Genomic DNA, 24,479 nt, shown 5'->3' with positions numbered 1-24,479 from the left:
AAAAAAGGAGTTGCCAAGGCGGAGGTTTTCCGTTAAAATATGGTTAATTGCAATTCACATTTTCTTCTTCGATAAAAAGAGGCTGTTCCAAGTGGTTGATGACTTGGGACAGCCTCTTTGTGTTTGATGAGAGTAGCGCTATCGAATCCAGCGCCAAAAGGTGCCATACCTAAAAGGAACAGCTTCAATTTTTTGTTGTAAAAGAAGCATTTTGAGCTGCCGCTCGGCTTCATCCAGGCTAAGATCCAATACAACGGCTACTTCAAGCGTAGCAACAAAATCAAACTGTTGTAAGAAAATTTCTAATGACAGCGAGTTCGATTTCCGAGGTGTAAATCCAAGCATGTCTGCTAACACTTGTACGTAAACCGAAAAAGGATACTCACCAGATATTTTAATACCAGCCTCTTCTGTATGTCCATTAAAAAAAACAAACGTAGGCACAGTTTCGACGCCCATTTCACGGGTTGTTTGCAAGTCGCACTGTAATGCTTTTACGGCGCTCGTGCTGGTTAAATCAGTGAGGAAGGCATCAACATCAAGCGAAGCCTCTTTTGCGCAGGTAATTAAAACTGTTTGGTCAGTAATGCATCGTTGTTTTAAAAATAATGCTTCCCGTAATTTACGTAAAAAAGCATGACCTGCCCTAGGTCCCTGTAGCTCGGCTGCTTTAATTGCGAGTGACACTTTAAATGGTTCGAGGTCCATATCTTGTATAGGAATGTTACCAGCAGAAGACATACTATGCTGACGTTCAATTGTAATGGTATTTAAATGAGCGTTACGCGAGCCACGGCTATTCCAAGTTGTTAATTTCCCTGCTACTAGAATACGAATTTTCAAGTAGTGACCATATTCTACCCGCAACTTTTTTAAGATCGGTTCCATTGACCAACATTGTGAACAGAGAGGATCAATAAAGGTATAAATTTCAATTGGTTTTTTTGTTGTCAGGATACGATCGTTGGATGTAATGCCGCAGACACCAAGTTGTTCATCGCACGTATTGTGTGAGTAATGCTTGATGTTCATTGGTCAACTCCTTCCTTTTCATCATCATGGTGTTGGATGGTTAATCATATGGTGTGCAGTCAAAGTGAAACGATGCATCATGTGCTCGCGTAAAGGACCCGAGAGTCCGATGTCATCCATGGCATGTGCCATACATGAAAGCCATGCTTCTGCTTGGACAGGCGTGATGATAAAAGGCATGTGGCGTGCTCGGAGTCGAGGATGTCCGAATGTCTCTGTGTAAAGGGGGGGACCCCCAAGAAATTGAGTTAAAAATTTTTTTTGTTTCGCTGCTGTTTCTGTTAAGTCTGTCGGGAATAAATGTCGTACTTCTTCATGAGATGATATATGTTGATAAAAGGTATCGACAAGACGAGAGAGAACCTCTTCTCCTCCAAGTGCGTCAAAGGCGCTTTGTTGTTGTTCAGGAACGGGCTTATTTCGATTGTTCGTCATGAACCGTCTCTCCTTATTGTGGTGCATATGAATGGCATAGTTTTGTGCTACTTATTCCATTTTATCAATCGCTTACGAAGACAGCAACTTTGCTGATCGATCTTAAGGTATGTCATTGCGTGACTGGTAGGAGTGAAAAAGACGCCCAATCTTACTCACGGTTGGAATTGGTTGTGTACCGACTTTGTCGAGAAGATTGTTTAAAACTTCTTGCGCATGTGTCATGGAAGAGCCTTCAAATTCCACTTCGTAATCCTCTGTTTGTAAATAAAAGCTATGATCAAGACAGAGCAACCCATTTTCATAAGAAATGACTCTTCTCTCGGTACGTATATGACCAAGGGGTGTCACATTTATGGGAGAACCTACTAACGAGGTGACGGCAATCTTAACAGGTCCCTCTGGGATTTCACCAGATTGTAGGAGCGCAGACATATCGGGTGTGAACGGTTGGTGTGTTTCTAATAGCCCATCCTGAAACGGTTGTTTGAATGTAAGTACGGTGTCCGTCTCTTTTGTTCGTACACGAAGTGCAGCCCCATGCTGTTTAAGCGTGAGTGTCTCTGTATCATAGTAAGTATTTTCTTGTGAAATCGCGGTGTAAGTGGGGAATAATTGTTGCAGACGTATAAATGTTTGCTTTTTTACGAGGGACTTCGCTTCAAATTCAACTTCTTTTGTCATTTTTGTGCTCCTTTTATTCATGCTCTGTCCGTTATTATACGGCGAAAGTGTGGTTTGTGCAAAGGATGTGCAGCATTTGTATAACAGTTGTGGTAAAATAGAGGCAGTTAAGTGGATCATGTTTGGGAGGACGATGAAGTGATAGAGCAATGGAAAGTAGCATCGATTCAAACGAACTATGAGGATGGTGTGGCGACCGCAATATTAGCTTCTCCAATGCGATCTCTACCTGTTCATTTACTTCAAGCAAAAGATCATGTGCTTGTTGATTCTCATGGTTTTGCTTTTCTATATATGTTAGAGGCAGAGGAAATGTACCATGTGCTTCGTTTTGAAGAAGATACATGGGCACAATTAAAAGATGCTTATGAGAAAGAAATGTCACTGTATGTGCAATTAGACAAGGAAACAATACTGCAATTAACGGGATTAAATGAAGAGATGGCATTCCTTCTAGAAAACATTTCTGGTAATAGCAACTATGGAGCGGATTTTGAGCAAGCAGTCCGGTGCATATTTTTTCAAGAAACAACATAATACATAGATGCTTCCAGAGCGACAGTAGGTGACTCGATGAATTGGCACTCGTTTTTAACGCCGTACCAACAAGCAGTGGACGAGCTAAAAGTGAAATTTAAAGGAATACGAGAACAATATGAGCAAACGTCAAAGCATACACCGATTGAATTTGTGACTGGCCGTGTGAAGCCTGTATCAAGTATATTAAATAAAGCCATGCGAAAAAAAATTGCATTAAATGAGTTGGCGGAGAAGATGCAAGATGTTGCTGGTGTGCGGATTGTCACGCAATTCGTGGAAGACATTGATACGGTACTACAACTCGTTCGTTCGAGAAAAGACTTTGAGATTATTTCTGAGCGTAATTACATTCAACAGAAAAAGCCTAGTGGTTATCGCTCCTATCACTTAGTATTGCGCTATCCAGTGCAAACAATTGAAGGAGAGGAACGAATTCTTGTTGAGTTACAAGTCCGGACGCTGTCAATGAACTTTTGGGCAACAATTGAACATTCACTCCGCTACAAGTATAGCGGGGAAATCCCTGAAGATATTAATATTCGATTGCAACGTGCATCAGAAGCGGCGTTTCGATTGGATGAGGAGATGTCTATTATTCGTGATGAAGTGCGTGAGGCACAACGTACGTTAACGACAAAAGAGGAACAAAGCCGACTTGGTAACTAGCAGAGAGGAGGGTATGTTTGAAATTTATTGTTGCTTCTCGCGGAGACACATTATCAAATGAATTGCAGCAGGTAATCGAAAACCGGCTATGTCAAGCTGAATTAATAAAAGACACGCGATCGCCTGATATGGTCATTACGGTTGGTGGGGACGGCACGTTTTTACAAGCGTTTCATGACTATAATGATCGATTAGATCAAACGGCTTTTGTAGGCATACATACAGGCCACTTAGGTTTTTATGCAGATTGGTCACCAAGTGAAGTGGATGCACTTTTGACACACATTATTAAAACGCCGTATCAAGTCATCGCGTATCCGTTGCTTGAAGTTGTGATTCGTTATGCTAATAATAGAGAACCAGCGCGTTATTTAGCCGTCAATGAATGTACAGTCAAGAGTATGGAAGGTTCTCTTGTGTGCCATGTAGAAATTAAAGGAGAGACCTTTGAAACGTTTCGTGGTGACGGACTCTGTATGTCGACCCCTTCAGGGAGTACAGCTTATAATAAAGCATTAGGAGGAGCGATTCTTCACCCGTCGCTTGCATCTATTCAGTTGTCAGAGATGGCCTCCATTAACAATCGCGTGTATCGGACGTTAGGTTCTCCACTTGTATTGCCACAGCACCATACTTGTCTACTTAAGTTAATCAATGGAGAAAAGGCACAAGTAACGATCGATCACTTCACATTGCCTGTTCATCAGGAAAAAGTTGAGACGATCCAGTGTCGTGTTGCGGAGGAAAAAGTCCGTTTTGCTCGTTTTCGTCCATTCCCATTTTGGAAACGTGTGAAGGAGTCGTTTATTAGTGACTAATGCGATGTCCTGGGTTGTGCAAAAAGAAGAAGCGCCCATGCTTTTGCGAACGTTTTTACGAGAGAAAAAGTCAGTCTCTAAGCGACTGTTGGCGGCAGTGAAATTTAAAGGTGGTCAACTGGAAGTGAACGGACAAGAGGTGACAGTGCGTCATTTATTGCAGCCTGGTGACACAGTACGGATGGTGCTACCCCCGGAGTATCCAACGCTTCAACCAGAACCTACCCCGTTTATGATTCATTTTGAAGATGACCATATACTTGTGGCAGAAAAAAAGGCAGGCATGTCAACGATTCCCTCTAGGGAACACCCGTATGGGTCATTGGCGCAAGCAGTGTTACATTATTATCAGGAACATCAAATTCAGGCAACGTTTCATGCGGTCAATCGTTTAGATAAAGGTACAAGTGGTCTGTTGCTTATCGCAAAACATGGTTATGCACATGAACGGATGTCTCAGTTACAAAAGCAAGGGCAATTAAAGCGGTGTTACCAAGCACTGATTCAAGGCCAATTGCCCCCTACACTGGATGTCATTGATGCACCAATTGGTCGGCAAGATACGAGCATCATCACGCGTGAAGTACGTGCAGATGGGAAGTGCGCACGAACGCATGTGAAGACAGGGGCATCTTCTCCAGATTATAGCTTAATCGAGCTGCAACTTGAGACTGGGAGAACACATCAAATCCGTGTGCACTTAGCATATATAGGGTATCCTTTAGTGGGGGACGAACTATACGGGGGACAGCCAGCTACTTTTGCTCATCAAGCGTTGCATTGTCACAAACTTGCGTTTAAACACCCTTTTTCTGGAGAGTGGTTATCTTTTCAACTTGCGTTGCCTTTTTCATGGTTTCCTTATATGAAGGGGATGGCCTGCACTTGTGAGTAGTGTTGGATGAACGGTTAAAAAAATTAAATATATTCATGTGGAGGGACAAAAAATGAGACAATTAAATTTATCAGACCGCACATATGTTGTGATGGGCGTAGCAAATAAGCGTAGTATTGCATGGGGCATTGCGCAAGCGCTAGCTGGAGCAGGGGCGAACTTGATTTTTACGTATGCAGGAGAGCGGTTAGGGGAAAATGTTCGAACCCTTTCAGAGACGTTGCCTGGAGCGCATCATGTATTCCCGTGCGATATTACGAACGATGAGCAAATTGAACAGGCATTTGCACATATGAAAGAGGCTGTGGGTACAATACATGGCCTTGTTCACTGTATTGCATTTGCAAATAAAGAAGAATTAGAAGGCGAATACTTAAACGTGACCCGTGAAGGTTATTTACTGGCCCAAAATGTAAGTGCCTATTCTTTTACAGCTGTAGCAAAAGCTGCGCGACCACTCATGACAGAGGGCGGCAGCATGACAACATTAACCTATCTTGGTGGGGAGCGTGTTGTGCGTAATTATAATGTGATGGGTGTCGCCAAGGCTGCACTGGATGCGAGTGTGAAGTATTTGGCCAACGATTTAGGGAAGGATGGAATTCGTGTCAATGCCATTTCTGCAGGTCCAATTCGGACGCTTGCGGCTAAAGGAATTAGCGGCTTTAACGATGTCTTAAAAGAGATTGAAGAAAAAGCGCCTCTACGGAAAACGACAACACAAGAAGAAGTGGGAGACACAGCGCTGTTTTTAGCGAGTGATTTGGCTCGAGGGATCACTGGCGAAGTTATTCATGTGGACGGTGGGTATAACATTTTGTCCTTATCATAAGAAATAAGACTGATACAAAGAAAAAGGCGTGCACTGGTAATGGCAGCACGTCTTTTTTTTATCAGTCTCAGAAATCCTGCAATGATAAGCATTATCCGCCATTAGGTGGTCCAGTTGGTACAGGAAGATCTAATATTTTAACGACATTCTTTAGTTTAGATTCTAAAATCATTTCTTTTTTAAAGATGGCGTCTAGCATGGATGCTACACTTTCATTAATCTCTATAATTTGTTCTACAGTGGCAGGAGGCCCAGTAATACCTGGTAGTGTACCAAGTACATATTGGATTTTCTCACCTTCCGCATTAATGATATGGGCGAGCCCCATTTCTTCCATGGCAATGGAGGCTAACAACAAATTTACGACAGCATCACGATCAATGGTAATCGTTGGTGTGAAATTGGGCATGCTTGCTTGAGACATTGGATTCCCTTCTTTCTATAGGCGGTTATTCAATCATATGCACCATTTCATTTATCTTGCTTGTATGATAATAAAAAATAGATCAACATGCGATTCCGTCATTTTTACTAATTGTATTCATACATATGCAATAGGAACGTTTTTTAGAAAGGGTGTGAAGGAATGAGTGAAGAATCTTTACGACCATTACGATTGACAGGCATACAGTTACAGCAACGGTTGATTCACGTACAGTCAGAAAATAATCGCTTGAAACGAGAGTTGGCACGTTATAAAAATGAATACCACTATGATATGATTGATCAATTAAAGAAGGAAAATGAGCAATTGAAACAACGCATTTCATTAATTGAGGAGGAAAAACAAATCAATGAAGAACCAGTAATTGTTGGTCAGCATTTTGTGCAGGAGCAGCCGGAGGAAAGTTTACATCGTAAAGAAAGTGCCGAAAGTAATTTTTTCGTTTCTCACCAAGAGAGGGAAACAGATTTAGAAGAAAAAAAGGAGCATAACTTAAAACATTCAGGTGAAGAGGATTGGTTTTCTCATAGTGTAAAAAGCCGTTCACGTTAAGAGAATAAGGAAAAAACCGTTGCGTGATTTTACAGCAACGGTTTTTTGTGGGAACTGTTTTACAATCGCTCTATCGGTTTCTCTGAAGCAATTGGACAGTTACGTGTGTCAAATAACATGTTGCTATGTTCGGTAATTATATTGTAGTCAAGACAAGAATGATCAGCGGTAATGAGTACAAGTGTGTGACGAGCAAGTGTTTCAGGTGTTAGTGGGATAGACGTAAGCGTTTCTTGATCAATCGTCATATGTTCGATGTAAGGATCATGAAAAGAGACGCTCATTCCTTTTAAACGTAATTGGCGAGCGATAAGGGGAACAATAGATTGTCTTAAATCATTGACATCTTTTTTGTAAGAAATGCCAACAAGTAGAACGGAAGCATCCTTTTGATTAATGTTGTGTAACAACGACTGGACACGAGAAGCAATGTAATATGGTTGCGCATCATTAATTCTTTTGGCTAAGTCGATGAAGTCTGTTTGGATATTAGACTGATTGGCTTTCCACTTTAAATAAAGTGGATCGACAGGGATGCAATGCCCACCAATACCAGGGCCAGGCTCATAGTGGCTATAACCATAGGGTTTTGTTTTTGCGGCATCTAAAACTTCCCATACATCAATATCAAGGTCATGACAAATACGTGCCATTTCATTAATGAAGGAAATATTGATAAAACGCTGTGTGTTTTCTAATAGTTTTGTCATTTCTGCGACTCTTGGCGATGAGACAGGGACGAGTTGATCAAAAACAGGTGTGTATAATTGAGTAATTTCTTCAAGACATTGAGGGGTCACACCGCTTATGACTTTTGGAATTGTTTTAAAAAGATAAGATGAATCACCTGGATTGATTCGCTCAGGGGAATATGCAATATATACATCTTCTCCAACAATAAGATTTTCCTGTTCACACAAAGGAATGAGGACTTCCTCAGTTGTTCCTGGAAAGGTTGAACTTTCTAATACAATGAGTGTGCCTTTTTTAATGTACGGAAGTAATGACTTCATTGCTGTTTGGACATAGCTTAAATCAGGAGACTGGTCCATAATGAGTGGCGTGGGCACACATAAAATAATGGTGTCGACTTCTTTAACGCGTTTAAAGGAAGAAGTGGCAGTAAAACCTCTTCCTTTTAATGATGTGATCGCCTCGTTTGAGACATCTGATAAGTAAGAAATACTTTCAGATAATTTCTTTATTTTATTTGTGTCAATGTCGATACCTAGTACTTGATCGTGATGTTCAGATAATGAAATGGCTAATGGTAAACCGACATAACCTAGTCCGACAACGGCTATACGTTTTCTCACAGGTTTATTCACTCCTTTACGCACTGCTAATAGGTGTACCAAAAACTAGGCGAGTGTCTATACATTAATTTACTGTATTCATGAATGACTTAAATGTGAATCAAATAAATTGTTTTTAGCAGGATTTAAAATAACAAGGCTAGTCACTAGCCTTGTTTGCACGCTTATTTTTTTGACAGCAACACTTGAGTTGGTGTTTAGCCCCCTTCTTTTTTTTGTTCTTTTTAAATGATTGAAAGGTATATTGATCAGTAGACGCTTTTTTATGTGTCATTGTATTCTCCCCTAATGGTTCATTTGATGCCATAATGTATGCATTGATCTTTATTTTCGTCCGTTTTTAAAAAATAAATATGCGAATGCCGCACATATTGGCGCGAAAGTCATACTATACAGTAGTCCGAACACCTAGAAACAAGGTTCAGAAAGAGATAGCTTTTCGCTAAAAAATTCAAAGGAGGTCCCTCCATGAGTCACGATCAGGAAAAACACAGCGTGTGTATCAGCGTGCCTAAAGTATTTGACTGGGTCACACGTCAAGTCGACTTACCTACAATTAGTTTTAGGGAGCCGGAGCTGACGGATATATTCCCTTGTGATGAAACGCCTGGGGAATCATTGTGTGATTTTCTTGAGGATTTTCCAGGATACACCACTCGGTGTAGAGTATTAGAAGAATCCTTATTAACGAGGGAAGTCACCGATCCTGCATGTCGGGTACAAGTAAATGTGTGCCTGCCAAATGGCAAAGAGGTTTGCTTGGAGAAAGTAAAGGTGTTGGCAAAAGGGTTGCTAGAAGTTGACATTTTGGATAGCACAGGTGATGTCATTTGTACATCTGATCCGATTGAATTCGCCACGATCCAGACGTTCTATTTATGCGCACCAAAAGATACATTGGTTGATGCATTTATCTCTGCTGGTCAATGTGACGCTGAAATTGTGTGTGACGATACGTTTGCACAATTAGATATTTCTTTCTCCTTCTGCTTAGACATCCATGTATACGCAGATGTTCGACTTGAAGTAGAGGCAGCGTATTGCAAACCACGAAATGAATTCCCAGTTACAGACATTGTTTGCCGCGATAACAAGTTCCCACCTCAATGCCCGGTTGTATTTCCAGGCAGTGATCAATGCCCACAACCAAGTGTGAAACAATCATCGGACTGTTAAATAATCCGAGCCGTCTTCTAGGGGACGGCTCGGTTCTTCTTATTTTCAAATGTCCTACATAAGAATATGTATACACGAATGAATGAGGAGGTTGTTACAATGAGTCAGCACGAACAATGTATGTTAGATCCATCCGTAATTCAAATGAAACAGCAGTTATTACACTTTCGTTCAGAAATGGTCCGTCAAGACCGTCTACTTAAGCAAGTGGAAAAAAAATTACATGAAAGAGAAAGGGCCATAGCCGAATTGACTGAACGACTAGCAGAGTTGACAGAACATTCTACAGTCATAGATGAAGGTGAGAATAAGGAGCATGCCTCTATTCAAACAACACCGCTGATTCATCCTTTTTTTACGTATTCAGTTATTATGCCTACTCTTCCTGAGGAATCACTTTTAATCAAAGGACATTTTGTTATTAAAAATGAAGGATCGGTTCCTTTAACAGAGCCAATTATTTGTTTGTCATTTAATCACGCTGAAGATGCCAACTTATCGGGAAAGATTAAAAGGGATCATTCAAATAAGAAAAAGGACTATCAAATTTCTCGTGAAGGGGTCATGGATGCTTGGCACTATGTAGAAGAGAATGCTGAAAAGATTGCGAAAGAAACCGGAGAGTATTGGTTAAGGCCGCCAGTGAACACACTCTCTCCAGGTGAAGAACTTGTTTTTTCTGACTTTGAGATTACAGTCCCTACTAAAACAAACATATCACACACGGTACAAGTATATGGATTTGTTTACAGTTCAGAGTTACCATCAGGACAACAAGCAGCGAACGTCGTTACACTTACACGCGTATGAAGATGTTGTTCATTTCCTCGGGCTATCGACGTGTATATCCATATTTTGAACAGGCGCTTTGTCGTGCGTTTGCACAAGTAGGTGTGAAGGTGGTTGGAGAGAAACCGTGTCCAGTTCAGAGGGTTGCAGCGTTAAAGAAATTGTGTGCTACCCACCAAGTGGATTGGTTGTTTATGTTTTTAGGTAATCATTTGCCAGAGGACTTTCGGCAAGCGTTACAAGCACGTGACTTGCCCCCACTCGCCGTCTGGTTTACAGAAGATCCTTATCATATCGAACGATCAATTAACGTTTTGCCGGTTGTAAAACGTGGCTTTACTGTTGAAGAGGGTGCTGTGAAGTTTTATCAAAAACTCGGTGGGAATGTCTCATTTTTACCGTTAGGGTATGATGAAGATACGTTTTATCCACAGGAGAAAAAGCAAGTTTATGATGTGTGTTTTGTCGGCCATCCTTATCCTGAACGTGTCACGTTGTTAAAATCACTCGCATCAGCACTGCGCATTCAAATTGAAGTTGTTGGTCCATGGAGAGTTGATCAGCTTCCAAAAAAAGTGATACATCGATCGCGGTGGTTGCACCCTCGTGATGTTGCGCATTGTTATCATCGGGCAAAAGTGGTGTTAAATACATTTAGACCTTATGAAAAAGGAGGTAGAGAGATTTTTGCAAAAAGTGTCAACAATAGGTCGTTTGAGATTGCCGCTTGTGCTGGATTTCAATTGAGTGAACATCGTCCAGGCATTGCCCGCTTTTTTTCGAAACAAGAGATTGAGACATTTACAGACACAAAAAATTGTATTCAAGCAGTTCGGTTTTATCTCGAAAACAAAAAGAAAAGAGACGAGAAAAGAAAAAAAGCGGCAGAAGAAGTACGACGCGCACATACCTTTTTCCACCGTGCATCTCATATTGTGTCTCAATTACAAAAAGTTAATTGAACTGGAGTTGTTGTTTCAGAAGAGACACTTCATCAAGATGTTGGCACAAATAGTCCAATTGCTTGTAAAGCCCTTTGCCATTGTGCGTTTTGACGACCCATCCTCCCTGTTTTTTGAGGACGGTTTCTGCTTGCGCGCCGAGGTGGAAGCACAAGACAGGGTATCCGAGTGTCAGTGCTTCGTGGGTAGTGTGTGAAAATGCTTCTGGGCAAATAGAGGGAATACACACGATGTCAATCTCATCAGCGAGCAATTTTTTTTCTATATTTGCCGTTGTGTATGTTCCGCGTTGAATAAGCAAAGGCGATGCTCGTAAAACACGGGCAACTTGTCCATAACTATACAATTGAACAGGCAAAGGGTTAGACTTTAAGTACGTAAGTAATTCTTTCACCGGTTGCTCCCCTTTATGCCGAAATAAGTGACCGAGTAACGCTACACGTAATGGTAGGTGTGGCGTTTTTTTTGGTAGGGAATGTCTTTTGAGCGCAACCACATTAGGAACGACGTCTATAGAGACGTCCGGAAAAAAAGAAGCATAAATTTGTTTGACGGTGTGGCTTGGCGCAATGATTCGTGTAGCCTTTTTAAATAAAGTATAAAAAGTGTTGCGCCATTTCGTGATAGAAGGGGTGTGAGGACGTAACATCATTTTCATCTGTTTTATTTTATCAGGATGTATACACGCATCGCAGGTGCTGCTACTCGTGGGAATATGACAATAGTCACCATTTTTTCGCACGAAAAAGAGACGTGGACAAATTGCAAAGAAGTCATGTAAGTAAATTGTTAGCGGCGATTTGATTTGCTGGACAAGCCATAGGCAGTCTTGGAGTGGAATATTGGCCAAATGTCGGATAACAATACCTTTAATTGGGAATTTTTGCAGCTTTTGTGCAACCCGCTTCATAGTGGGCAAGTACTCTTTTTTTCCTGTTGGGTTAGTGAAAATGTATTGTGCACCACGTTTATAGCAAAAAATCATAGGAGACGACATTGCACGCATAGATTGGGCAATGCCGCCACCTCCATTATGATGGATGACAAACGTATAACTGGTCACCATTTACGCAACCCCGTTTCAATGATTGCTGCAACCCATGCGGCGCTTAAGATGATGATGATGGGAATGAAGATGGTTGGGAACAGCACAAATCCAAAATATAAGAAAATTGCTGCCCAAATGCTTGAACACCAGTAACAAGCAAGTAAAGCACCAATCCAATATTGTATCCCAGTTCCTTTAGGGTGTGGATAGAGGACAGTTTCTCCTTCCTCTTCTTCTTCCTTCCACGTTAAAAACTGTTCCCGAATTGGTGCGGTGATTTCGTCTTCCACCATGAGACGTGTAAATCTTCCAACCGCTAAAGCAAGTAGTAACCATTCAAATCCACCAAGCATGCTTATCCCCCCTCGTTTCATATTATGAAGGGGGGCAAGCATATATAACGGTCCACAAATGAAATATGAACAAACGATCATTGTCTACGTCCAGTAAAAGTGCGCAAAAAACGTGAAGGGTATACACGTTTTTTGCGATAGTATGTTGGCACAGAAATCGTAAGGTGTGTTTTCGCTCGCGTCATTGCCACGTACATGAGACGGCGTTCTTCTTCTAATGGTGCTTCATCTCTGCCTCGTAAAGCATCTAATGCATATTCGTGCGGAAGGCTGTTTTCTACAGCCCCAAGGATATAGACATGGTCAAACTCAAGCCCTTTTGCGCGATGGATGGTGAGTAAATGAACACCATCTATATGGGTGTTTAGTTGTTGTTTCTCTCGGTGCATCGAGGTCATTTGCTCGATATAGCTTAAAAATTCGGGTACTGTATCAAATTGGGCGGCGATCACTTGGAGTTGACGAAAATCATCGCTTCCTTTATCCATTTTATGTCCCTCATGCCCTTGTTTTTTTAATGTGTCTTTAAAGTCAAGTGTATGTTCAACTTTGTTGAGCGCTGCGGTTGGTGTAAGTGCTTGAAGAGAACGACATTGTTCGGGCAGTGTTTGCAGCCTTTTTTGCTGGAAGGTAGGCAAGTTCTCTAAAAATGAGAGCGCTTCGAGTGAACTGCACTGATGTGTTGTTTGCAATAAATGGATGTCTGAGATGGTTGTACGTTTCAAGAATAATGCTTGTAAAAGATCACTTAGTACAGTGATGTTTTCTTCATCTTGCCCGATACGTAAAAAGGCGAGGGCGCAACGGACCATGTTTCTTTCATAAAAACTGGAAAAGTCTTGTTCAATTGTAAAAGGAATACCGGTACTCATAAGCCGTTCAATGATTGCGCGGGCAGCGACATTGGTCCGGTAAATGATTGCAATCTCCAATGGTGACACACCGTCATTTAGTGTTTGCTGGATGTCTTCCGTAATCATTGTTGCTTCCTCTTCTTCATTGTAAGGATAAAACAAGTGTGGAGATATGTCCGTTGTATACTGGGCCGTTAACGTTTTTTTAGTTCGACGTCTATTTTTAGCAATGACTTCATTTGCGCAAGAAATAATGGGGTGTGAGGACCGGTAGTTTTCTGTTAAATAAATGGTTGTTGCTTCTTGATAGATATCTTGGAAGGATTGGATATAATTTGGGTCACTTCCGCGAAAGGCATAGATGGATTGATCGTCATCACCGACCACACATAAGTTGTGGGTAGGTTGAGCGAGTAATTGAATGATGTCAAACTGGATTTTATTAATGTCTTGGAATTCATCTATTGCAATATAAGCAAATCGTTGTTGGTAACGTTGCAAAAGCGACTCATTATCTTGGAGTAAGTGCAAACAACCAATTAACATGTCATCAAAGTCAAATCGTTGCGCAGTGATGCGTGTCTGTTCGTAGCGTTCGTAAAGGTGGCGGCAACGTTCTTCAAATATGTCTGACGGTTCCACTTCATTTGGGGCAAGCAGATGGTTTTTCCAGTAGCTAATTTGCGTAAGTGCTTGGTCAAAAGCAAACGAGTCGTCTGTTAATCCGAGTTCGTTTCCAACTTCTTTTAAAAGTTGCACCCTTTGCCATTCTGGTTGTAACAACTTTGCTGGCTGCCACTGATTGGGCGCTGCATGTTGTAACATCGTATAAAATAAGCTATGAAAGGTACGAATGACAAGTGTCTGCACACTTTTTGGATCAACTCCTGGGTATGTGCGCATGCGGACGCGCATTTCTTGCGCTGCTTTGGCAGTAAAGGTGATGAGCACCATTTCTTTTGGCGAAATGTCTGCACATGCGATCATGTAAGCTGCTCGACTGGTTAATACGCGGGTTTTCCCGCTACCTGCACCTGCTAGTAGACACAAAGGGCCGTGGACATGTTGAATCGCTCTCCATTGATTGTTATCGACAATAATATTTTTTTCAGCGAGTATATTGCGGTAACGATGGCTAGCAACAGATTGCTCAGTGATTGGTGGCCTAAAGTCTGACATTTTTGTCATGGCTGTTGGCGACCGCCATTTTGAAGGAGTAGGGTTAGTTAAGATTGCTCGGCGTTGTGGCAGGGAAAAAGATCCGATTGTTGTCGCCGCAGTTTCCTCTTTTGCCGCTTGTATGCGTTCATAAGCGGCTATTTCCTCAGCACATCTCATATCTGAGTCAGGATGGACAAACGTTGGCGCTTCATGAATAGGAAAACGCATGTCGAGTGGAGCCCCGCAATGCAAGCAGGAAACCGCATCTTTTTTACTCGCTAAATATAGTGCGTGCCACTTTTCACGCGGATATGTAGAAAAGGAGACCGGTTGATTTTTATAGAGAGCTGTTTTTATCGCATCATGTTGCACGATGTGACCTCCTCAAATGGTTATGTAATAAGTATCGTATCAAATTGTGCCGGGAAAGCACAATAAAATGTGTCAAAAAAGCAGGAAACATAGATGACGTGCGCGAATAGTACTGTAATGAGAGGAGTGATGTATGGAGATGGATGACGTTTTTAGCGCCAGTCAGGCGTTAATAAAGGAAGCGATAAATAGACAGGCGAGTGATATTCACTTTACCCCGCAAGAAGATGGCTACCGGATTGCTTACCGGATTCATGGGCAAATGAACGATGAAACCCTTTTGCCTTGGATGGAAGCAGCGCGATTGCTTAGCCACTTTAAGTATACCGCTGGAATGGATATTGGAGAACGGCGAAAACCACAAAGCACGTCGATGACATTTACGCACGAACAGCAAACATACCATCTACGCCTTTCCACCTTACCAGCGAAAAAAGCCGAAAGTTTAGCGATTCGGCTCACCCCCAGATTTGCTTCGTACACTTTAGATCAACTTCCAGTATTAAAATCCCATAGCAAACGACTAAAAAGTTTCCTAACATATGAAAGTGGTTTATTACTCTTTACTGGCGCCACCGGCTCTGGTAAGACGACAACGTTGTATGCGTGCATCAAAGCATTGCTTGCCCAAAAACAGCGGGCAATTGTGTCAATTGAAGATCCGGTTGAGCATGAAATTGATGGTATTGTGCAAGTAGAGACGAATGAACGGGCGGGGATTACGTTTTCTTCGGCATTAAAGGCAGTATTGCGTCACGACCCTGATATCATTGTAATTGGTGAGATACGTGACCAAACGACGGCCCAGCTTGCTTTTCGAGCAGCCTTAACAGGACATTTAGTGTTGGCGACGTTGCACACCGGGAGCGCACGTATGGCGCGTCACAGGCTCGAACAATTTGAAATTGCCCAGTGCGATTGGATGGAAGCAATACGAGCAATTATCCATCAAAAACTTGTGCCCCTAAAAGATGGGGACAGACGAATGGCATTATATGAATGGTTGACATGTATAGAAGAGGACATAAGTCAGGCAACAAATACGACGGTAACCATCCCTCATGCTGCGCGGCGGGCTTGGAGTATTGGTACAATTGATGATGCGACGTTGCAAAGTTTGTGCGGAAAAAAGGAGGGAGGTAGGTGAGGAGAAGGCGAGAGAAAGATATGCTTGAGACGATTCGATTTTTAGAGCGATTAGGACGGTTACTATCACAAGGATATGCGATGGATGCAGCGCTTGCCTTTCTTGTTGTGCACAGTTCCGCGCGCCTAAAAGCGTGTATTGCCACAATTCGAGCGGGACTTCAAGATGGGCAGTCCTTTCATGATAGTGTTGAAGTGCTGGCGTTACCAAAAGAAATTTGGTCGTTTATTTACTTCTATGAACAACAAGGAACCCTTGATGAAGGGCTGCTCAAAACGTCGCAGTTGGCGTTAAAAAGACAACAAACAACAAAACAATTACAAAAGTTGTTGCGTTACCCACTACTGCTTGTTTGGGGCACAGTGCTCGTCATCCTCGTTTTAAACCAGTTAATTGTGCCGCACTTTTCCTCTTTGTTTGCGACAATGAATACGGACCCACCTATGATGACCCAATTATTCTTCGCATTTATGCGGTATCTCCCAGTTGCATTGCTTTGTTTTGTGCTTGTTGTTGGCGTTGTGGTGCTTTGTTTTTTTCTACATTTTAAAAAGCGTTCTCCTCACGATCAGATGTCTTTCCTGTTAAAAAGAAAAAGCTTGCGTCCAATTTTACAAAGAGTCATCACGTATTACTTTGCTTTACAAATGGGACGCTTGTTACAAGCTGGCATGACGATAAAAGATGCGTTACAATTGTTTGAAGGACAACGTCAACTCCAGTTTTTACGAGAAGAAGCGACGTACATCAGAGAGCGATTAGCGCAAGGCGAGGCCATCGAGGCAATTATTTTTGAACGGGATTGTTTTATGAATGAGTTGGCACTTGTCGTTGAGAATGGGACGAGAACAGGTTCTGTTGCGCGTGACTTGCAACATTATAGTGACTGGTTGTATGAGGAAATGGATGATCGCATGCAAAAGGGTGCAACGTGGTTACAACCATTATTGCTCATATTCATTGGTGGTTTTGTGTTTACATTGTTTCTTGTTGTGATGTTGCCGATGTTTGAAATGATTGGTGCGATTGAATGAGGAAGACTTTTCCACTTTACGCAAGCGGGCTTTTTGAATGCGCCAAATATTTTTTTCAAAAAGCCCTTGCGTACGCTCACAACGTGTGATATATTATTAATTGTCGCTGTTACTTAACGGAATGCGGCATACATACAAAATCATTTGGGGCCTTAGCTCAGCTGGGAGAGCGCCTGCTTTGCACGCAGGAGGTCAGCGGTTCGATCCCGCTAGGCTCCACCATGTTATTTTTAAATGTTTAATGGAGGAATACCCAAGTCTGGCTGAAGGGATCGGTCTTGAAAACCGACAGGCGGGTTAAACCGCGCGGGGGTTCGAATCCCTCTTCCTCCGCCATTTAAAATGATATTTTTTCGACGCGGGGTGGAGCAGTCTGGTAGCTCGTCGGGCTCATAACCCGAAGGTCGGTGGTTCAAATCCGCCCCCCGCAACCAAACTTATAATTGGGCCATAGCCAAGCGGTAAGGCAACGGATTTTGATTCCGTCACGCCCTGGTTCGAATCCAGGTGGCCCAGCCATATTTGCGGGAGTAGTTCAGTGGTAGAACACCACCTTGCCAAGGTGGGGGTCGCGAGTTCGAATCTCGTCTTCCGCTTATTTATTTTATGACAGAAGTGCTCCAAAGCGCGGGTGTAGTTTAGTGGTAAAACCTCAGCCTTCCAAGCTGATGTCGTGGGTTCGATTCCCATCACCCGCTCCAATTAAAGCAAGGTCTTTTTTTATGCCTACATAAGGGCCTGTAGCTCAGCTGGTTAGAGCGCACGCCTGATAAGCGTGAGGTCGGTGGTTCGAGTCCACTCAGGCCCATTATTTTAGCAAAGCGTTGTTCAATTATGAGCGACTCTTTGCTTTTTTTTGCGGTACCGGGTCAAAACCGCCGGGGTGGAAAGGATGACATTTTAAGATGCGCTTACATGTCAAATAACCACCTTTTAGTGCGCCGTGCAGTTTAATTGCTTCGATCCCGTAGTGAGAGCATGTGGGATAAAATCGGCATGAAGGTGGTTTAAGTGGTGAGATGCATCGTTGATATAAGCGAATGAGTTTAATCATGAGTGTGCGCATGCAAAGCTCCCTTTCTGGGCAAACGATCCGGAAAAAATGAGTGTGTGATTAGTATACCAGAGACTTAAGTGGGAAGCGACGGATGCGCAAAAAAATAAAAAAAGAAGCAGGAAAATAAAGAGCGGTGTCTAATTGTATAGTAACGGGTCGTATGATCCCGTATTTTTTAGAAAGGTGGGTTGTCCTCTGTTTCATCCCCGTAAAAATTCCTCGAGGTGATAAAATTTGAAGCGTATATGTAAAGACGAGCGTGGCTTTACGTTAGTAGAGATGCTCGTTGTGTTGATGATCATTTCCTTATTACTCCTCATTGCACTGCCAAACTTATCCAAAAATACCGATGTTGCCGGTGAGCAAGGTTGCCAAGCGACACAGAAATTATTGCAAACACAAGTTGCTGCTTATGAAATCGAGCATGGTACGCTCCCAACAAACTTACAAGCGCTTGTCGATGAAGGATATGTAGATACTGTCACCTGTCCGAATGGCAAAACGCTTTTGTTAGACGGTCGTAATGTTGTTATTTCTCCGTAATGAAGATGGTTTTACGTTAGTAGAGTTGCTGATTTCCCTCCTCATTTTGTCACTCGTTTTGCTCATCCCTCTCTCTTTTTTTCCAAACACAATAAAAACAAAAGAAGCGTTCTTAGCTGCAGACAAACTAAGAGATGATGTGCGTTTAGCACAACATATTGCCATGTCAAATGGAGCGCGTATCGACTTATCCTTCTCTGATCAGCAACTGACATTAACGAGTGAAGGTGAGGTTATTGCGCAATTTTCTTACCCTATTCCTATAGTGATAGAAGCGGTAACAATGGACTTCAACGAAATTGCGTTTTTAGAAAATGGTCACCCCCGTCAATCAGGCACATGGACTGTGGTGATCCACGGACAGACATTTGTCTATACGCTTCAACTGGGGAAAGGACGTGTGGCATATCGTGAACAATGAAGGATTTGCGTTAATGGAGGCGTTAATCGGTCTACTTTTATTAAGTTTAGTTGCAACCATTGTGCTTCCGTTACTGGTGACGATTTATGAAGACAAACGCGCTTTACAGCAAGAACAAGACCTCTTACTTCACTTAGAGGAGAAGCGGTATGCCTATGATATGGCAAGCGACCAAGACGGGTGGCACGCCTCTGAAGTAACAGGTGTGTTGAAATATTGCAAGCAAAGTCCATTACACAAAAGGGTGCATTGTGTCTATGTTAAAGAGCAGTGAAGCAGGATTTACGTTGTTAGAGCAGCTCATTGCTTTATTTGTGGTCTCTATTGTTGTACTTCTAGGCGCTGCTTTCTTTTCGTTTTTTATGACACAGTCATCCTCATTTAGCCAATTTCAAGAAACACAATTGTTTTTCAATCATTTGGCAACGGAAGCAAAAGAGGCAGATACGCTTGTGTGGCATGAAGAAGAATTGCAATTGCAATTCCCAGATTTCACATTGAGTTATCGTGTACAAAGAGAAACGGTGTTGCAACGTTTTCGGAATGGACGTGGGTTTGTCAGTATGGTTGAAGGTGTAGACGATTTTCATTGTAAAGTTGAGGAGGTATCCGCGGTGTGCCGCGTGCAATTAGATAATGGCAGCGTGTTTGAACGGCGTGTTTGGACAATGAAAGGAGTGATAAAAAACGTTGTGGAAAAATGAACAAGGAGCGGTACTTCCGCTGACATTATGTGTGCTACTACTTGTAAGCGTGTTTTTTAGTTATCAACTGTATACGTATGAGCGGAAGTCCACCTTTGTTGCGCACCAAAGCGATCAACTTATGTTAGATAATTTGTTACAACTTGGGCTTTCGTTTGCATTAGAAGAAGAGAACATGTCTCCGCTTATCGTTTCACATGGTGAAGTTTATTATGAATTTGCAGATGACGAGATTCTTATTAGTGCCCAATTACAAAACGGCGCAAAACGTGTTGCAACTGCTGTCGTTGATGAAGGCGGGAAACTGCTGCGATACCGTCAAGGAGAAGGTAAAGATTAAATATGCCAATAGGAGGGTAGGCTAATGATGAGGTGGAAGAGATGAAATTCCAAGATTTACTTAAATTTGCGACAGAAGAGATGGTAAAAAAGATTGAAGAACCGCAAGAAGTGCGGAAGAAAGCACGTGCTGAAAAGAAGGCTCAACGAGAGCCTCTTTCTACATGGGCGTTTGGTGTGCTGCCAATGGCGTTTTCGATGTTCAAAAGACGGAGACAGTCCGAATAAATAAAAGTGCTTTGTATGTGTGGGAGAAAGCATTTACAAGGCACACATTCATCGTATATAATGGTGGAGAGAATGTTTTGTGAAAGGGAGGAAGAAGATGGATCGCATGTTTCGTGTGTTAGCGTTCTGGACAGGAATCTTTTCAGTGCTCTTTTTTATTGGGCATATGGAAACAATGTCCCTATTGTTTTTTGCACAGACAGTCATCTTGCTAGGGCTTAGTTACTTGAAATTGTCCGAACGCGTGTATATGTATATTTTTGCAGGGTATTGTACGTTGTTTTTTGTTGGGTTCACGTACTACTCAATCTTTTTATACGTGCCAGGCTTTCATTAAAACCGATACATAGGGCATATCGTCGGCAGTTTCAGCGGCGTGATGTTTCTTAGCTGAACTGCCGACTTGCTCAAAAGCGAACGGTTTTAAGAGGGGAATCCGTGTAAAAAGGGATTGTTTGCCATTTCAGCGCCGATGGTTGTAAGCGCGCCATGCCCTGAGGCGACAACCGTTTCTTCAGGACAAGTGAGTAGCTGGTTGTGAATGCTTTCTAGCAGTTGTGTGTGGTTACCACCGGGTAAATCAGTGCGTCCGATGCCTTGTTGGAATAACGCATCACCAGAGAAAACAACAGATTCTGGTTTGTAGTAATAAGAAGTGCTGCCGGGTGAATGCCCTGGTGTGTAGCGTAACGTAAAAGTAAATGGACCAATATCAAGTTTTTTCTCGTTCCCCAATAAGATGTTTGCCTGCTTCGCTGTTACATTTTCACCAGGAAAAAAGGCAGAGCCGTTAAGAGTAGGATTTTCCAGCCAATTCGCTTCTTTTTGGTGAATATATACTGGACAATCAAAAGCGTCTCTCACGTCATCTACCGCACCAATGTGATCAAAATGGGCATGGGTAAGTAAAATAGCTAGCGGCTTTAATTGCTGTTGTTTAAGCCAAGAAATCAGTGCTGGACCATCACCACCGGGGTCAAAAATAACGGCTTCCTTCTGATCGTTATAAAGCACATAAGCATTTGTTTGTAATGGCCCTAAAGGGATTTGTTTAAACATTTGTTGTCAGCTCCTTTAAAAAGTTTACAGAGGTTTATCTAGGACAAACTTATCATATCGTGCAGTGATATACGATGCAAATGAGCCGACTCGCAAAAAATAAAAGTGCGTTACATGAAAAAGCCACAGAGCGTTTTTTACATAAATTGATTTTGTATAAATGGAGGGTGAAAGCAATGGTTTTAGCAATAATGTTTTTGGTCGTAGCGATCTTATCAGCAATTGGTGGGATTTCTAGTTTGAAAAAGAAAAATTTCTTTGCATTTGGTTTCAGTGGTGTAGCAGTGCTTGTATTTGGCTTCTTTTCGATTGCAACAATTATGAGTTACATTTTCTAGCTAAAAATAAAGTGAAAACCAACCATCGCGCTTAAATGCTATGGTTGGTTTTTTCGTGTTGATATTAGGAAAACACTTGTTGCTTTAAGTAGAGTAGCCCGCCGTTAATGAAGGATACACGAATATTTGGCTCATATTGTTCTTTTAACGCTTCTTTTTCAGCGAGGTAACTTTCTGGTTTTTCATCGTAGTCCCGGTAAAATGATTCGAGTAAGTCTAAGTCGTCATCCCAACGCTTTTTCGCAGCCACGGCCCAGTCGTTGGGCTCGTTTTCTGCAAATGTGCGGATCATTTGTTTGATCCTGTTAATGCCACTCTCAACGCGAATGAGCGGAGAAAGGGTGAAACAGTAGTCAGGGATTTTCGGTGTGAGTGTTTTTGACATTGCTTTATCATAAAAATCAGGGACAATCTGCCCATGAACCAGGTTGAGACCGAGTGACAGTAAAATGTCTTTTTTTCGGTCACATTGAAACGAAATTTGGGCATTGAGACAGAGCCAAGGGTGGAGTGGCTGAGCCTGTTGCCCTTGTGGTGGTGTTTGTTCATATAAGCGGATGAACGCGCCGAGTGACTTACTCGATTCAAAGATTTGTCTAAGGCGAGGAGAACCGAAATGCACCGCTTCTCCTTTCATATCGTCCGCGCATCGTGCCTGATCGGTGACGACCGTAAGTGTCATTGGATTAGGTACGCCACCTGTTTTTTCAAGGTAGTGCCAGTAGAAAGGACGATTCATGAGCGCCTTGTCTAATTCAATCGACAATTGTACCTCTAAATGGGCGTCACTTTCTGTTAAGATAGGGCTGTCATTGACAGTAAAGTAGCGCCGTAAATATTGGTGTACTTCAGGCTGTTTCATTGTTCTCGTCTCCTTTTTCGTCGTTGGCATCACGTTGTGCGTCATTCATGACAGCCGCTAAGTGGGCAAACTTTAGACGGATTTCTCCTTCAGATGTGGCGTTTGATACAATAGATTGTACGTGTTCCTCGATGTCTGGTAAATCAATCCGCGCCAAAATATCGTCTAGTTGTCCAATGACTGCTTCAAATAGATTGATCTTTTCATAAAGAAGCGACAAAATATGTTGTTCAACAGTATTTTGGACGGCAAAGTTGTAAATGTGGACATCTTGTTCTTGTCCTAAACGATGGAGCCGACCAATGCGTTGTTCGATCCGCATCGGATTCCAAGGCAAGTCATAGTTAATGACATGGTGACAAAATTGGAGATTAATGCCTTCTCCCCCAGCTTCGGTGGCAATCAGCACTTGGGCGTGGTTTTCAAAGAGCTGTCGCATCCAATCTTTTTTGCCTCGTTTAAAGCCGCCGCGGAACGGAACAGACGTAATCCCGTGTTGTTTGAGAAACCATTGTAAATACATTTGGGTGGCACGGTATTCCGTGAATATGACGACTTTATCATTGATTTGCTGAATAATTTCAAGCGCCTTTTCTGCTTTGGCATGTCCAGTAACGGTGATGACTTCATTGAGCAATTCAGCAATGAAACGTGGGTCGCCGCCTTCTTGTTCTGTTTTTTCAAATGTGTTTTTTAGCGTCATGAGCACAGCTTCACGGCTCGAGCAGAGTTCGCGCTTTAACGTGAGTAACGTAAAAGGATTGATCCGACCTTGCGCTGCGTCTAGTTTTTCGTAGTATCGTTGTTCATTGTCACTAAAAGTAATCGGCACGGTTTTTACGACCCGTTTTGTCCATTCTATTCCTGTTTCTTCTCTGCGGTTGCGCACCATTACTTTTTGGAGGAGCATCCTTAGTTGTTCGTCGTTTTTGGCAGATCGCTTGGCGGAGCGGAACTGGTGTGCAAACGATGTTGCATCGCCTAAATAACCCGGCTTCAGGAGTGAAACGAGATTAAAAATCTCCTCCAATTTATTTTGTACCGGTGTAGCAGTGAGTAAAATACAAAATTTCTTTTTCAATAGCTGGATAAACGCATAGTTTTTTGTTTTGGCGTTTTTCAGCTTGTGTGCCTCATCAATAATGACCATGTCGTACGGTTGCTGCAACACAATCTCACGGTGAGGGGCACGCTTCGCTGTATCAATAGAAGCGACAACGATGTCACACTTCTCCCATACATACGACTTTTTTTGTGGTATGGCTGGGATGTGGAATTTGCTGTTTAGTTCGTATGTCCATTGAGAAACAAGCGATGCGGGTACGAGAATAAGCGCTTTTTTCACGAGACCACGAATCATGTATTCTTTTAAAATGAGCCCTGCCTCAATTGTTTTCCCAAGCCCAACTTCATCTGCAAGAATGGCTTTTCCGTTCATTCTTTCAATGACGGTTTGCGCTGCTTCCAATTGATGTTCATATGGCTTAAGATCGGGCAAATGATTTGGTGCGACGAGCCCATGAAAATCAGGAATTTGTTCGTGCTTTACGGCTTCATAAGCTAATTTAAATGCGTCCAGCTGCGCCCACGGTCCATCGTGTGTTAATCGTTCTAAAAAGGTGGTTTGCCAACTGTCATCAAAATGAATATTTACGTGCAAAGTGTCTCGCTCCTTTCTTATGTAGAGGACGGTTAATTGATTTATAAAAAAGATGTTGCACAAAGAGAGAACCATTGATAGGATAAGAAGTATCAGAAGTCCATAACTTTTGTTAGTATGGACGAAAGTAGGCTTGTTTATCCTGAGACTTCTGACC

31 protein-coding genes and 7 tRNA genes are annotated in these 24,479 nt (G+C 42.3%); 26 read left to right on the top strand and 12 right to left on the bottom strand.

Annotated elements, in window-relative coordinates; translation table 11 throughout:
• Positions 1 to 138: 138 nt before the first annotated feature.
• The 3 genes from NSQ26_RS08610 to NSQ26_RS08600 all read right to left on the bottom strand — a co-directional run bounded on the left by NSQ26_RS08610 (position 139) and on the right by NSQ26_RS08600 (position 2,151).
• A complete protein-coding gene (locus NSQ26_RS08610) occupies positions 139 to 1,032 on the bottom strand; it encodes a ClpXP adapter SpxH family protein (RefSeq protein ID WP_499717852.1) in 894 nt (297 codons plus the stop codon).
• Between the two features lie 24 nt (positions 1,033 to 1,056).
• Positions 1,057 to 1,467: a globin domain-containing protein gene (locus tag NSQ26_RS08605; RefSeq protein ID WP_499717851.1), complete on the bottom strand. Its 411-nt coding sequence runs from the start codon at positions 1,465 to 1,467 to the stop codon at positions 1,057 to 1,059.
• 102 nt (positions 1,468 to 1,569) lie between these two features.
• The gene (locus NSQ26_RS08600; RefSeq protein WP_499717850.1) at positions 1,570 to 2,151 is read right to left on the bottom strand and encodes a CYTH domain-containing protein; all 582 of its coding nucleotides are present in this window, start codon (positions 2,149 to 2,151) and stop codon (positions 1,570 to 1,572) included.
• A gap of 138 nt (positions 2,152 to 2,289) precedes the next feature.
• Between NSQ26_RS08600 and NSQ26_RS08595 the strand changes: the two genes are divergently transcribed.
• From NSQ26_RS08595 to fabI, 5 genes are read left to right on the top strand one after another with little or no spacing between them, the layout of a single operon-like run.
• Positions 2,290 to 2,688 (top strand): UPF0738 family protein, encoded by a 399-nt coding sequence (locus NSQ26_RS08595; RefSeq protein WP_499717849.1) that lies wholly within the window; start codon positions 2,290 to 2,292, stop codon positions 2,686 to 2,688.
• 36 nt (positions 2,689 to 2,724) lie between these two features.
• Complete coding sequence (gene yjbM / locus NSQ26_RS08590; RefSeq protein ID WP_090774449.1) at positions 2,725 to 3,357, top strand: GTP diphosphokinase; 633 nt, start codon at positions 2,725 to 2,727, stop codon at positions 3,355 to 3,357.
• A gap of 17 nt (positions 3,358 to 3,374) precedes the next feature.
• A complete protein-coding gene (locus NSQ26_RS08585) occupies positions 3,375 to 4,175 on the top strand; it encodes an NAD kinase (protein WP_090774450.1) in 801 nt (266 codons plus the stop codon).
• On the top strand, positions 4,168 to 5,070 hold the full coding sequence (locus tag NSQ26_RS08580) for an RluA family pseudouridine synthase (RefSeq protein ID WP_499717848.1): 903 nt from the start codon (positions 4,168 to 4,170) through the stop codon (positions 5,068 to 5,070). Before NSQ26_RS08585 ends, NSQ26_RS08580 begins: the two co-directional genes overlap by 8 nt.
• A gap of 52 nt (positions 5,071 to 5,122) precedes the next feature.
• On the top strand, positions 5,123 to 5,902 hold the full coding sequence (gene fabI, locus NSQ26_RS08575) for an enoyl-ACP reductase FabI (RefSeq protein WP_090774451.1): 780 nt from the start codon (positions 5,123 to 5,125) through the stop codon (positions 5,900 to 5,902).
• Between the two features lie 91 nt (positions 5,903 to 5,993).
• Here the strand turns inward: fabI and NSQ26_RS08570 are convergent, their stop codons facing one another.
• Positions 5,994 to 6,326, bottom strand: a complete 333-nt coding sequence (locus tag NSQ26_RS08570; protein WP_499717847.1) for an alpha-helical endospore appendage domain-containing protein — start codon at positions 6,324 to 6,326, stop codon at positions 5,994 to 5,996.
• Between the two features lie 162 nt (positions 6,327 to 6,488).
• Between NSQ26_RS08570 and NSQ26_RS08565 the strand changes: the two genes are divergently transcribed.
• Positions 6,489 to 6,899 (top strand): hypothetical protein, encoded by a 411-nt coding sequence (locus NSQ26_RS08565; RefSeq protein WP_499717846.1) that lies wholly within the window; start codon positions 6,489 to 6,491, stop codon positions 6,897 to 6,899.
• A gap of 59 nt (positions 6,900 to 6,958) precedes the next feature.
• On the opposite strand, the gene NSQ26_RS08560 is transcribed toward NSQ26_RS08565, so the two are convergent.
• Positions 6,959 to 8,215 (bottom strand): nucleotide sugar dehydrogenase, encoded by a 1,257-nt coding sequence (locus NSQ26_RS08560; RefSeq protein ID WP_499717845.1) that lies wholly within the window; start codon positions 8,213 to 8,215, stop codon positions 6,959 to 6,961.
• A gap of 468 nt (positions 8,216 to 8,683) precedes the next feature.
• On the opposite strand from NSQ26_RS08560, the gene NSQ26_RS08555 reads away from it, so the two are divergent.
• The 3 genes from NSQ26_RS08555 to NSQ26_RS08545 all read left to right on the top strand — a co-directional run bounded on the left by NSQ26_RS08555 (position 8,684) and on the right by NSQ26_RS08545 (position 11,142).
• Positions 8,684 to 9,391 (top strand): BMQ_0737 family morphogenetic spore coat protein, encoded by a 708-nt coding sequence (locus NSQ26_RS08555; protein ID WP_090774455.1) that lies wholly within the window; start codon positions 8,684 to 8,686, stop codon positions 9,389 to 9,391.
• Between the two features lie 99 nt (positions 9,392 to 9,490).
• Entirely contained in the window at positions 9,491 to 10,201 is a 711-nt protein-coding gene (locus NSQ26_RS08550) for a hypothetical protein (protein ID WP_499717844.1), read from the top strand.
• A 2-nt stretch (positions 10,202 to 10,203) separates the two neighbouring features.
• A complete protein-coding gene (locus NSQ26_RS08545) occupies positions 10,204 to 11,142 on the top strand; it encodes a CgeB family protein (protein WP_499717843.1) in 939 nt (312 codons plus the stop codon).
• On the opposite strand, the gene NSQ26_RS08540 is transcribed toward NSQ26_RS08545, so the two are convergent.
• The 3 genes from NSQ26_RS08540 to NSQ26_RS08530 all read right to left on the bottom strand — a co-directional run bounded on the left by NSQ26_RS08540 (position 11,135) and on the right by NSQ26_RS08530 (position 14,930).
• Positions 11,135 to 12,208: a glycosyltransferase gene (locus NSQ26_RS08540; protein WP_499717842.1), complete on the bottom strand. Its 1,074-nt coding sequence runs from the start codon at positions 12,206 to 12,208 to the stop codon at positions 11,135 to 11,137. The genes NSQ26_RS08545 and NSQ26_RS08540 overlap by 8 nt on opposite strands.
• Positions 12,202 to 12,543 (bottom strand): DUF1360 domain-containing protein, encoded by a 342-nt coding sequence (locus NSQ26_RS08535; protein WP_245700972.1) that lies wholly within the window; start codon positions 12,541 to 12,543, stop codon positions 12,202 to 12,204. The genes NSQ26_RS08540 and NSQ26_RS08535 overlap by 7 nt, the downstream gene beginning before the upstream one ends.
• 77 nt (positions 12,544 to 12,620) lie before the next feature.
• Complete coding sequence (locus NSQ26_RS08530; protein ID WP_499717841.1) at positions 12,621 to 14,930, bottom strand: ATP-dependent helicase; 2,310 nt, start codon at positions 14,928 to 14,930, stop codon at positions 12,621 to 12,623.
• A 133-nt stretch (positions 14,931 to 15,063) separates the two neighbouring features.
• On the opposite strand from NSQ26_RS08530, the gene comGA reads away from it, so the two are divergent.
• From comGA to NSQ26_RS08485, 9 genes are all read left to right on the top strand, one after another.
• Entirely contained in the window at positions 15,064 to 16,077 is a 1,014-nt protein-coding gene (gene comGA, locus NSQ26_RS08525) for a competence type IV pilus ATPase ComGA (protein ID WP_499717840.1), read from the top strand.
• Positions 16,074 to 17,111, top strand: a complete 1,038-nt coding sequence (comGB, locus tag NSQ26_RS08520) for a competence type IV pilus assembly protein ComGB (protein WP_090774461.1) — start codon at positions 16,074 to 16,076, stop codon at positions 17,109 to 17,111. The genes comGA and comGB overlap by 4 nt, the downstream gene beginning before the upstream one ends.
• 146 nt (positions 17,112 to 17,257) lie before the next feature.
• Positions 17,258 to 17,333 (top strand) — tRNA-Ala (locus tag NSQ26_RS08515).
• A 21-nt stretch (positions 17,334 to 17,354) separates the two neighbouring features.
• Positions 17,355 to 17,447 (top strand) — tRNA-Ser (locus tag NSQ26_RS08510).
• Between the two features lie 21 nt (positions 17,448 to 17,468).
• Positions 17,469 to 17,545 (top strand) — tRNA-Met (locus NSQ26_RS08505).
• Between the two features lie 10 nt (positions 17,546 to 17,555).
• Positions 17,556 to 17,630, top strand: a tRNA-Gln gene (locus NSQ26_RS08500).
• A gap of 5 nt (positions 17,631 to 17,635) precedes the next feature.
• Positions 17,636 to 17,707 (top strand) — tRNA-Gly (locus NSQ26_RS08495).
• Positions 17,708 to 17,738: 31 nt separating this feature from the next.
• Positions 17,739 to 17,812 (top strand) — tRNA-Gly (locus NSQ26_RS08490).
• A 33-nt stretch (positions 17,813 to 17,845) separates the two neighbouring features.
• Positions 17,846 to 17,919 (top strand) — tRNA-Ile (locus NSQ26_RS08485).
• A 24-nt stretch (positions 17,920 to 17,943) separates the two neighbouring features.
• Here NSQ26_RS08485 and yidD read toward each other — a convergent pair.
• Positions 17,944 to 18,177 (bottom strand): membrane protein insertion efficiency factor YidD, encoded by a 234-nt coding sequence (gene yidD / locus NSQ26_RS08480; protein ID WP_499717839.1) that lies wholly within the window; start codon positions 18,175 to 18,177, stop codon positions 17,944 to 17,946.
• A 225-nt stretch (positions 18,178 to 18,402) separates the two neighbouring features.
• Here yidD and comGC point away from each other — a divergent pair, with 225 nt between their 5' ends.
• The 7 genes from comGC to NSQ26_RS08445 all read left to right on the top strand — a co-directional run bounded on the left by comGC (position 18,403) and on the right by NSQ26_RS08445 (position 20,740).
• On the top strand, positions 18,403 to 18,711 hold the full coding sequence (comGC, locus tag NSQ26_RS08475) for a competence type IV pilus major pilin ComGC (protein WP_090774463.1): 309 nt from the start codon (positions 18,403 to 18,405) through the stop codon (positions 18,709 to 18,711).
• A complete protein-coding gene (gene comGD / locus NSQ26_RS08470) occupies positions 18,692 to 19,132 on the top strand; it encodes a competence type IV pilus minor pilin ComGD (protein ID WP_499717838.1) in 441 nt (146 codons plus the stop codon). The genes comGC and comGD overlap by 20 nt, the downstream gene beginning before the upstream one ends.
• On the top strand, positions 19,122 to 19,406 hold the full coding sequence (locus tag NSQ26_RS08465) for a hypothetical protein (RefSeq protein ID WP_499717837.1): 285 nt from the start codon (positions 19,122 to 19,124) through the stop codon (positions 19,404 to 19,406). Before comGD ends, NSQ26_RS08465 begins: the two co-directional genes overlap by 11 nt.
• Positions 19,390 to 19,836, top strand: coding sequence for a competence type IV pilus minor pilin ComGF (locus NSQ26_RS08460; RefSeq protein ID WP_499717836.1), 447 nt, complete (start codon positions 19,390 to 19,392; stop codon positions 19,834 to 19,836). Before NSQ26_RS08465 ends, NSQ26_RS08460 begins: the two co-directional genes overlap by 17 nt.
• Positions 19,823 to 20,176: a hypothetical protein gene (locus NSQ26_RS08455; protein WP_090774467.1), complete on the top strand. Its 354-nt coding sequence runs from the start codon at positions 19,823 to 19,825 to the stop codon at positions 20,174 to 20,176. The genes NSQ26_RS08460 and NSQ26_RS08455 overlap by 14 nt, the downstream gene beginning before the upstream one ends.
• A 41-nt stretch (positions 20,177 to 20,217) precedes the next feature.
• Positions 20,218 to 20,403 carry a YqzE family protein gene (locus NSQ26_RS08450; RefSeq protein ID WP_090774468.1) on the top strand — a complete coding sequence of 62 codons (186 nt, stop codon included), beginning with the start codon at positions 20,218 to 20,220 and terminating at the stop codon, positions 20,401 to 20,403.
• Positions 20,404 to 20,500: 97 nt separating this feature from the next.
• Positions 20,501 to 20,740: a DUF2626 domain-containing protein gene (locus NSQ26_RS08445; protein WP_090774469.1), complete on the top strand. Its 240-nt coding sequence runs from the start codon at positions 20,501 to 20,503 to the stop codon at positions 20,738 to 20,740.
• An 86-nt stretch (positions 20,741 to 20,826) separates the two neighbouring features.
• Here NSQ26_RS08445 and NSQ26_RS08440 read toward each other — a convergent pair whose 3' ends face one another.
• Positions 20,827 to 21,462, bottom strand: a complete 636-nt coding sequence (locus NSQ26_RS08440; protein ID WP_090774470.1) for an MBL fold metallo-hydrolase — start codon at positions 21,460 to 21,462, stop codon at positions 20,827 to 20,829.
• A gap of 176 nt (positions 21,463 to 21,638) precedes the next feature.
• Between NSQ26_RS08440 and NSQ26_RS08435 the strand changes: the two genes are divergently transcribed.
• On the top strand, positions 21,639 to 21,800 hold the full coding sequence (locus NSQ26_RS08435; RefSeq protein WP_090774587.1) for a DUF2759 family protein: 162 nt from the start codon (positions 21,639 to 21,641) through the stop codon (positions 21,798 to 21,800).
• A 64-nt stretch (positions 21,801 to 21,864) separates the two neighbouring features.
• Here the strand turns inward: NSQ26_RS08435 and NSQ26_RS08430 are convergent, their stop codons facing one another.
• Both NSQ26_RS08430 and NSQ26_RS08425 read right to left on the bottom strand, forming a co-directional pair.
• Complete coding sequence (locus NSQ26_RS08430) at positions 21,865 to 22,662, bottom strand: YqhG family protein (protein ID WP_090774471.1); 798 nt, start codon at positions 22,660 to 22,662, stop codon at positions 21,865 to 21,867.
• Complete coding sequence (locus tag NSQ26_RS08425; RefSeq protein WP_090774472.1) at positions 22,649 to 24,322, bottom strand: DEAD/DEAH box helicase; 1,674 nt, start codon at positions 24,320 to 24,322, stop codon at positions 22,649 to 22,651. The genes NSQ26_RS08430 and NSQ26_RS08425 overlap by 14 nt, the downstream gene beginning before the upstream one ends.
• Positions 24,323 to 24,479 lie beyond the last annotated feature (157 nt).

It is taken from the genome of Bacillus sp. FSL W7-1360, from assembly GCF_038592975.1.
Taxonomy (GTDB): Bacteria; Bacillota; Bacilli; order Bacillales; family Bacillaceae_D; genus Shouchella; species Shouchella lonarensis.
This window is presented reverse-complemented; position numbering and strand designations above follow the sequence as displayed.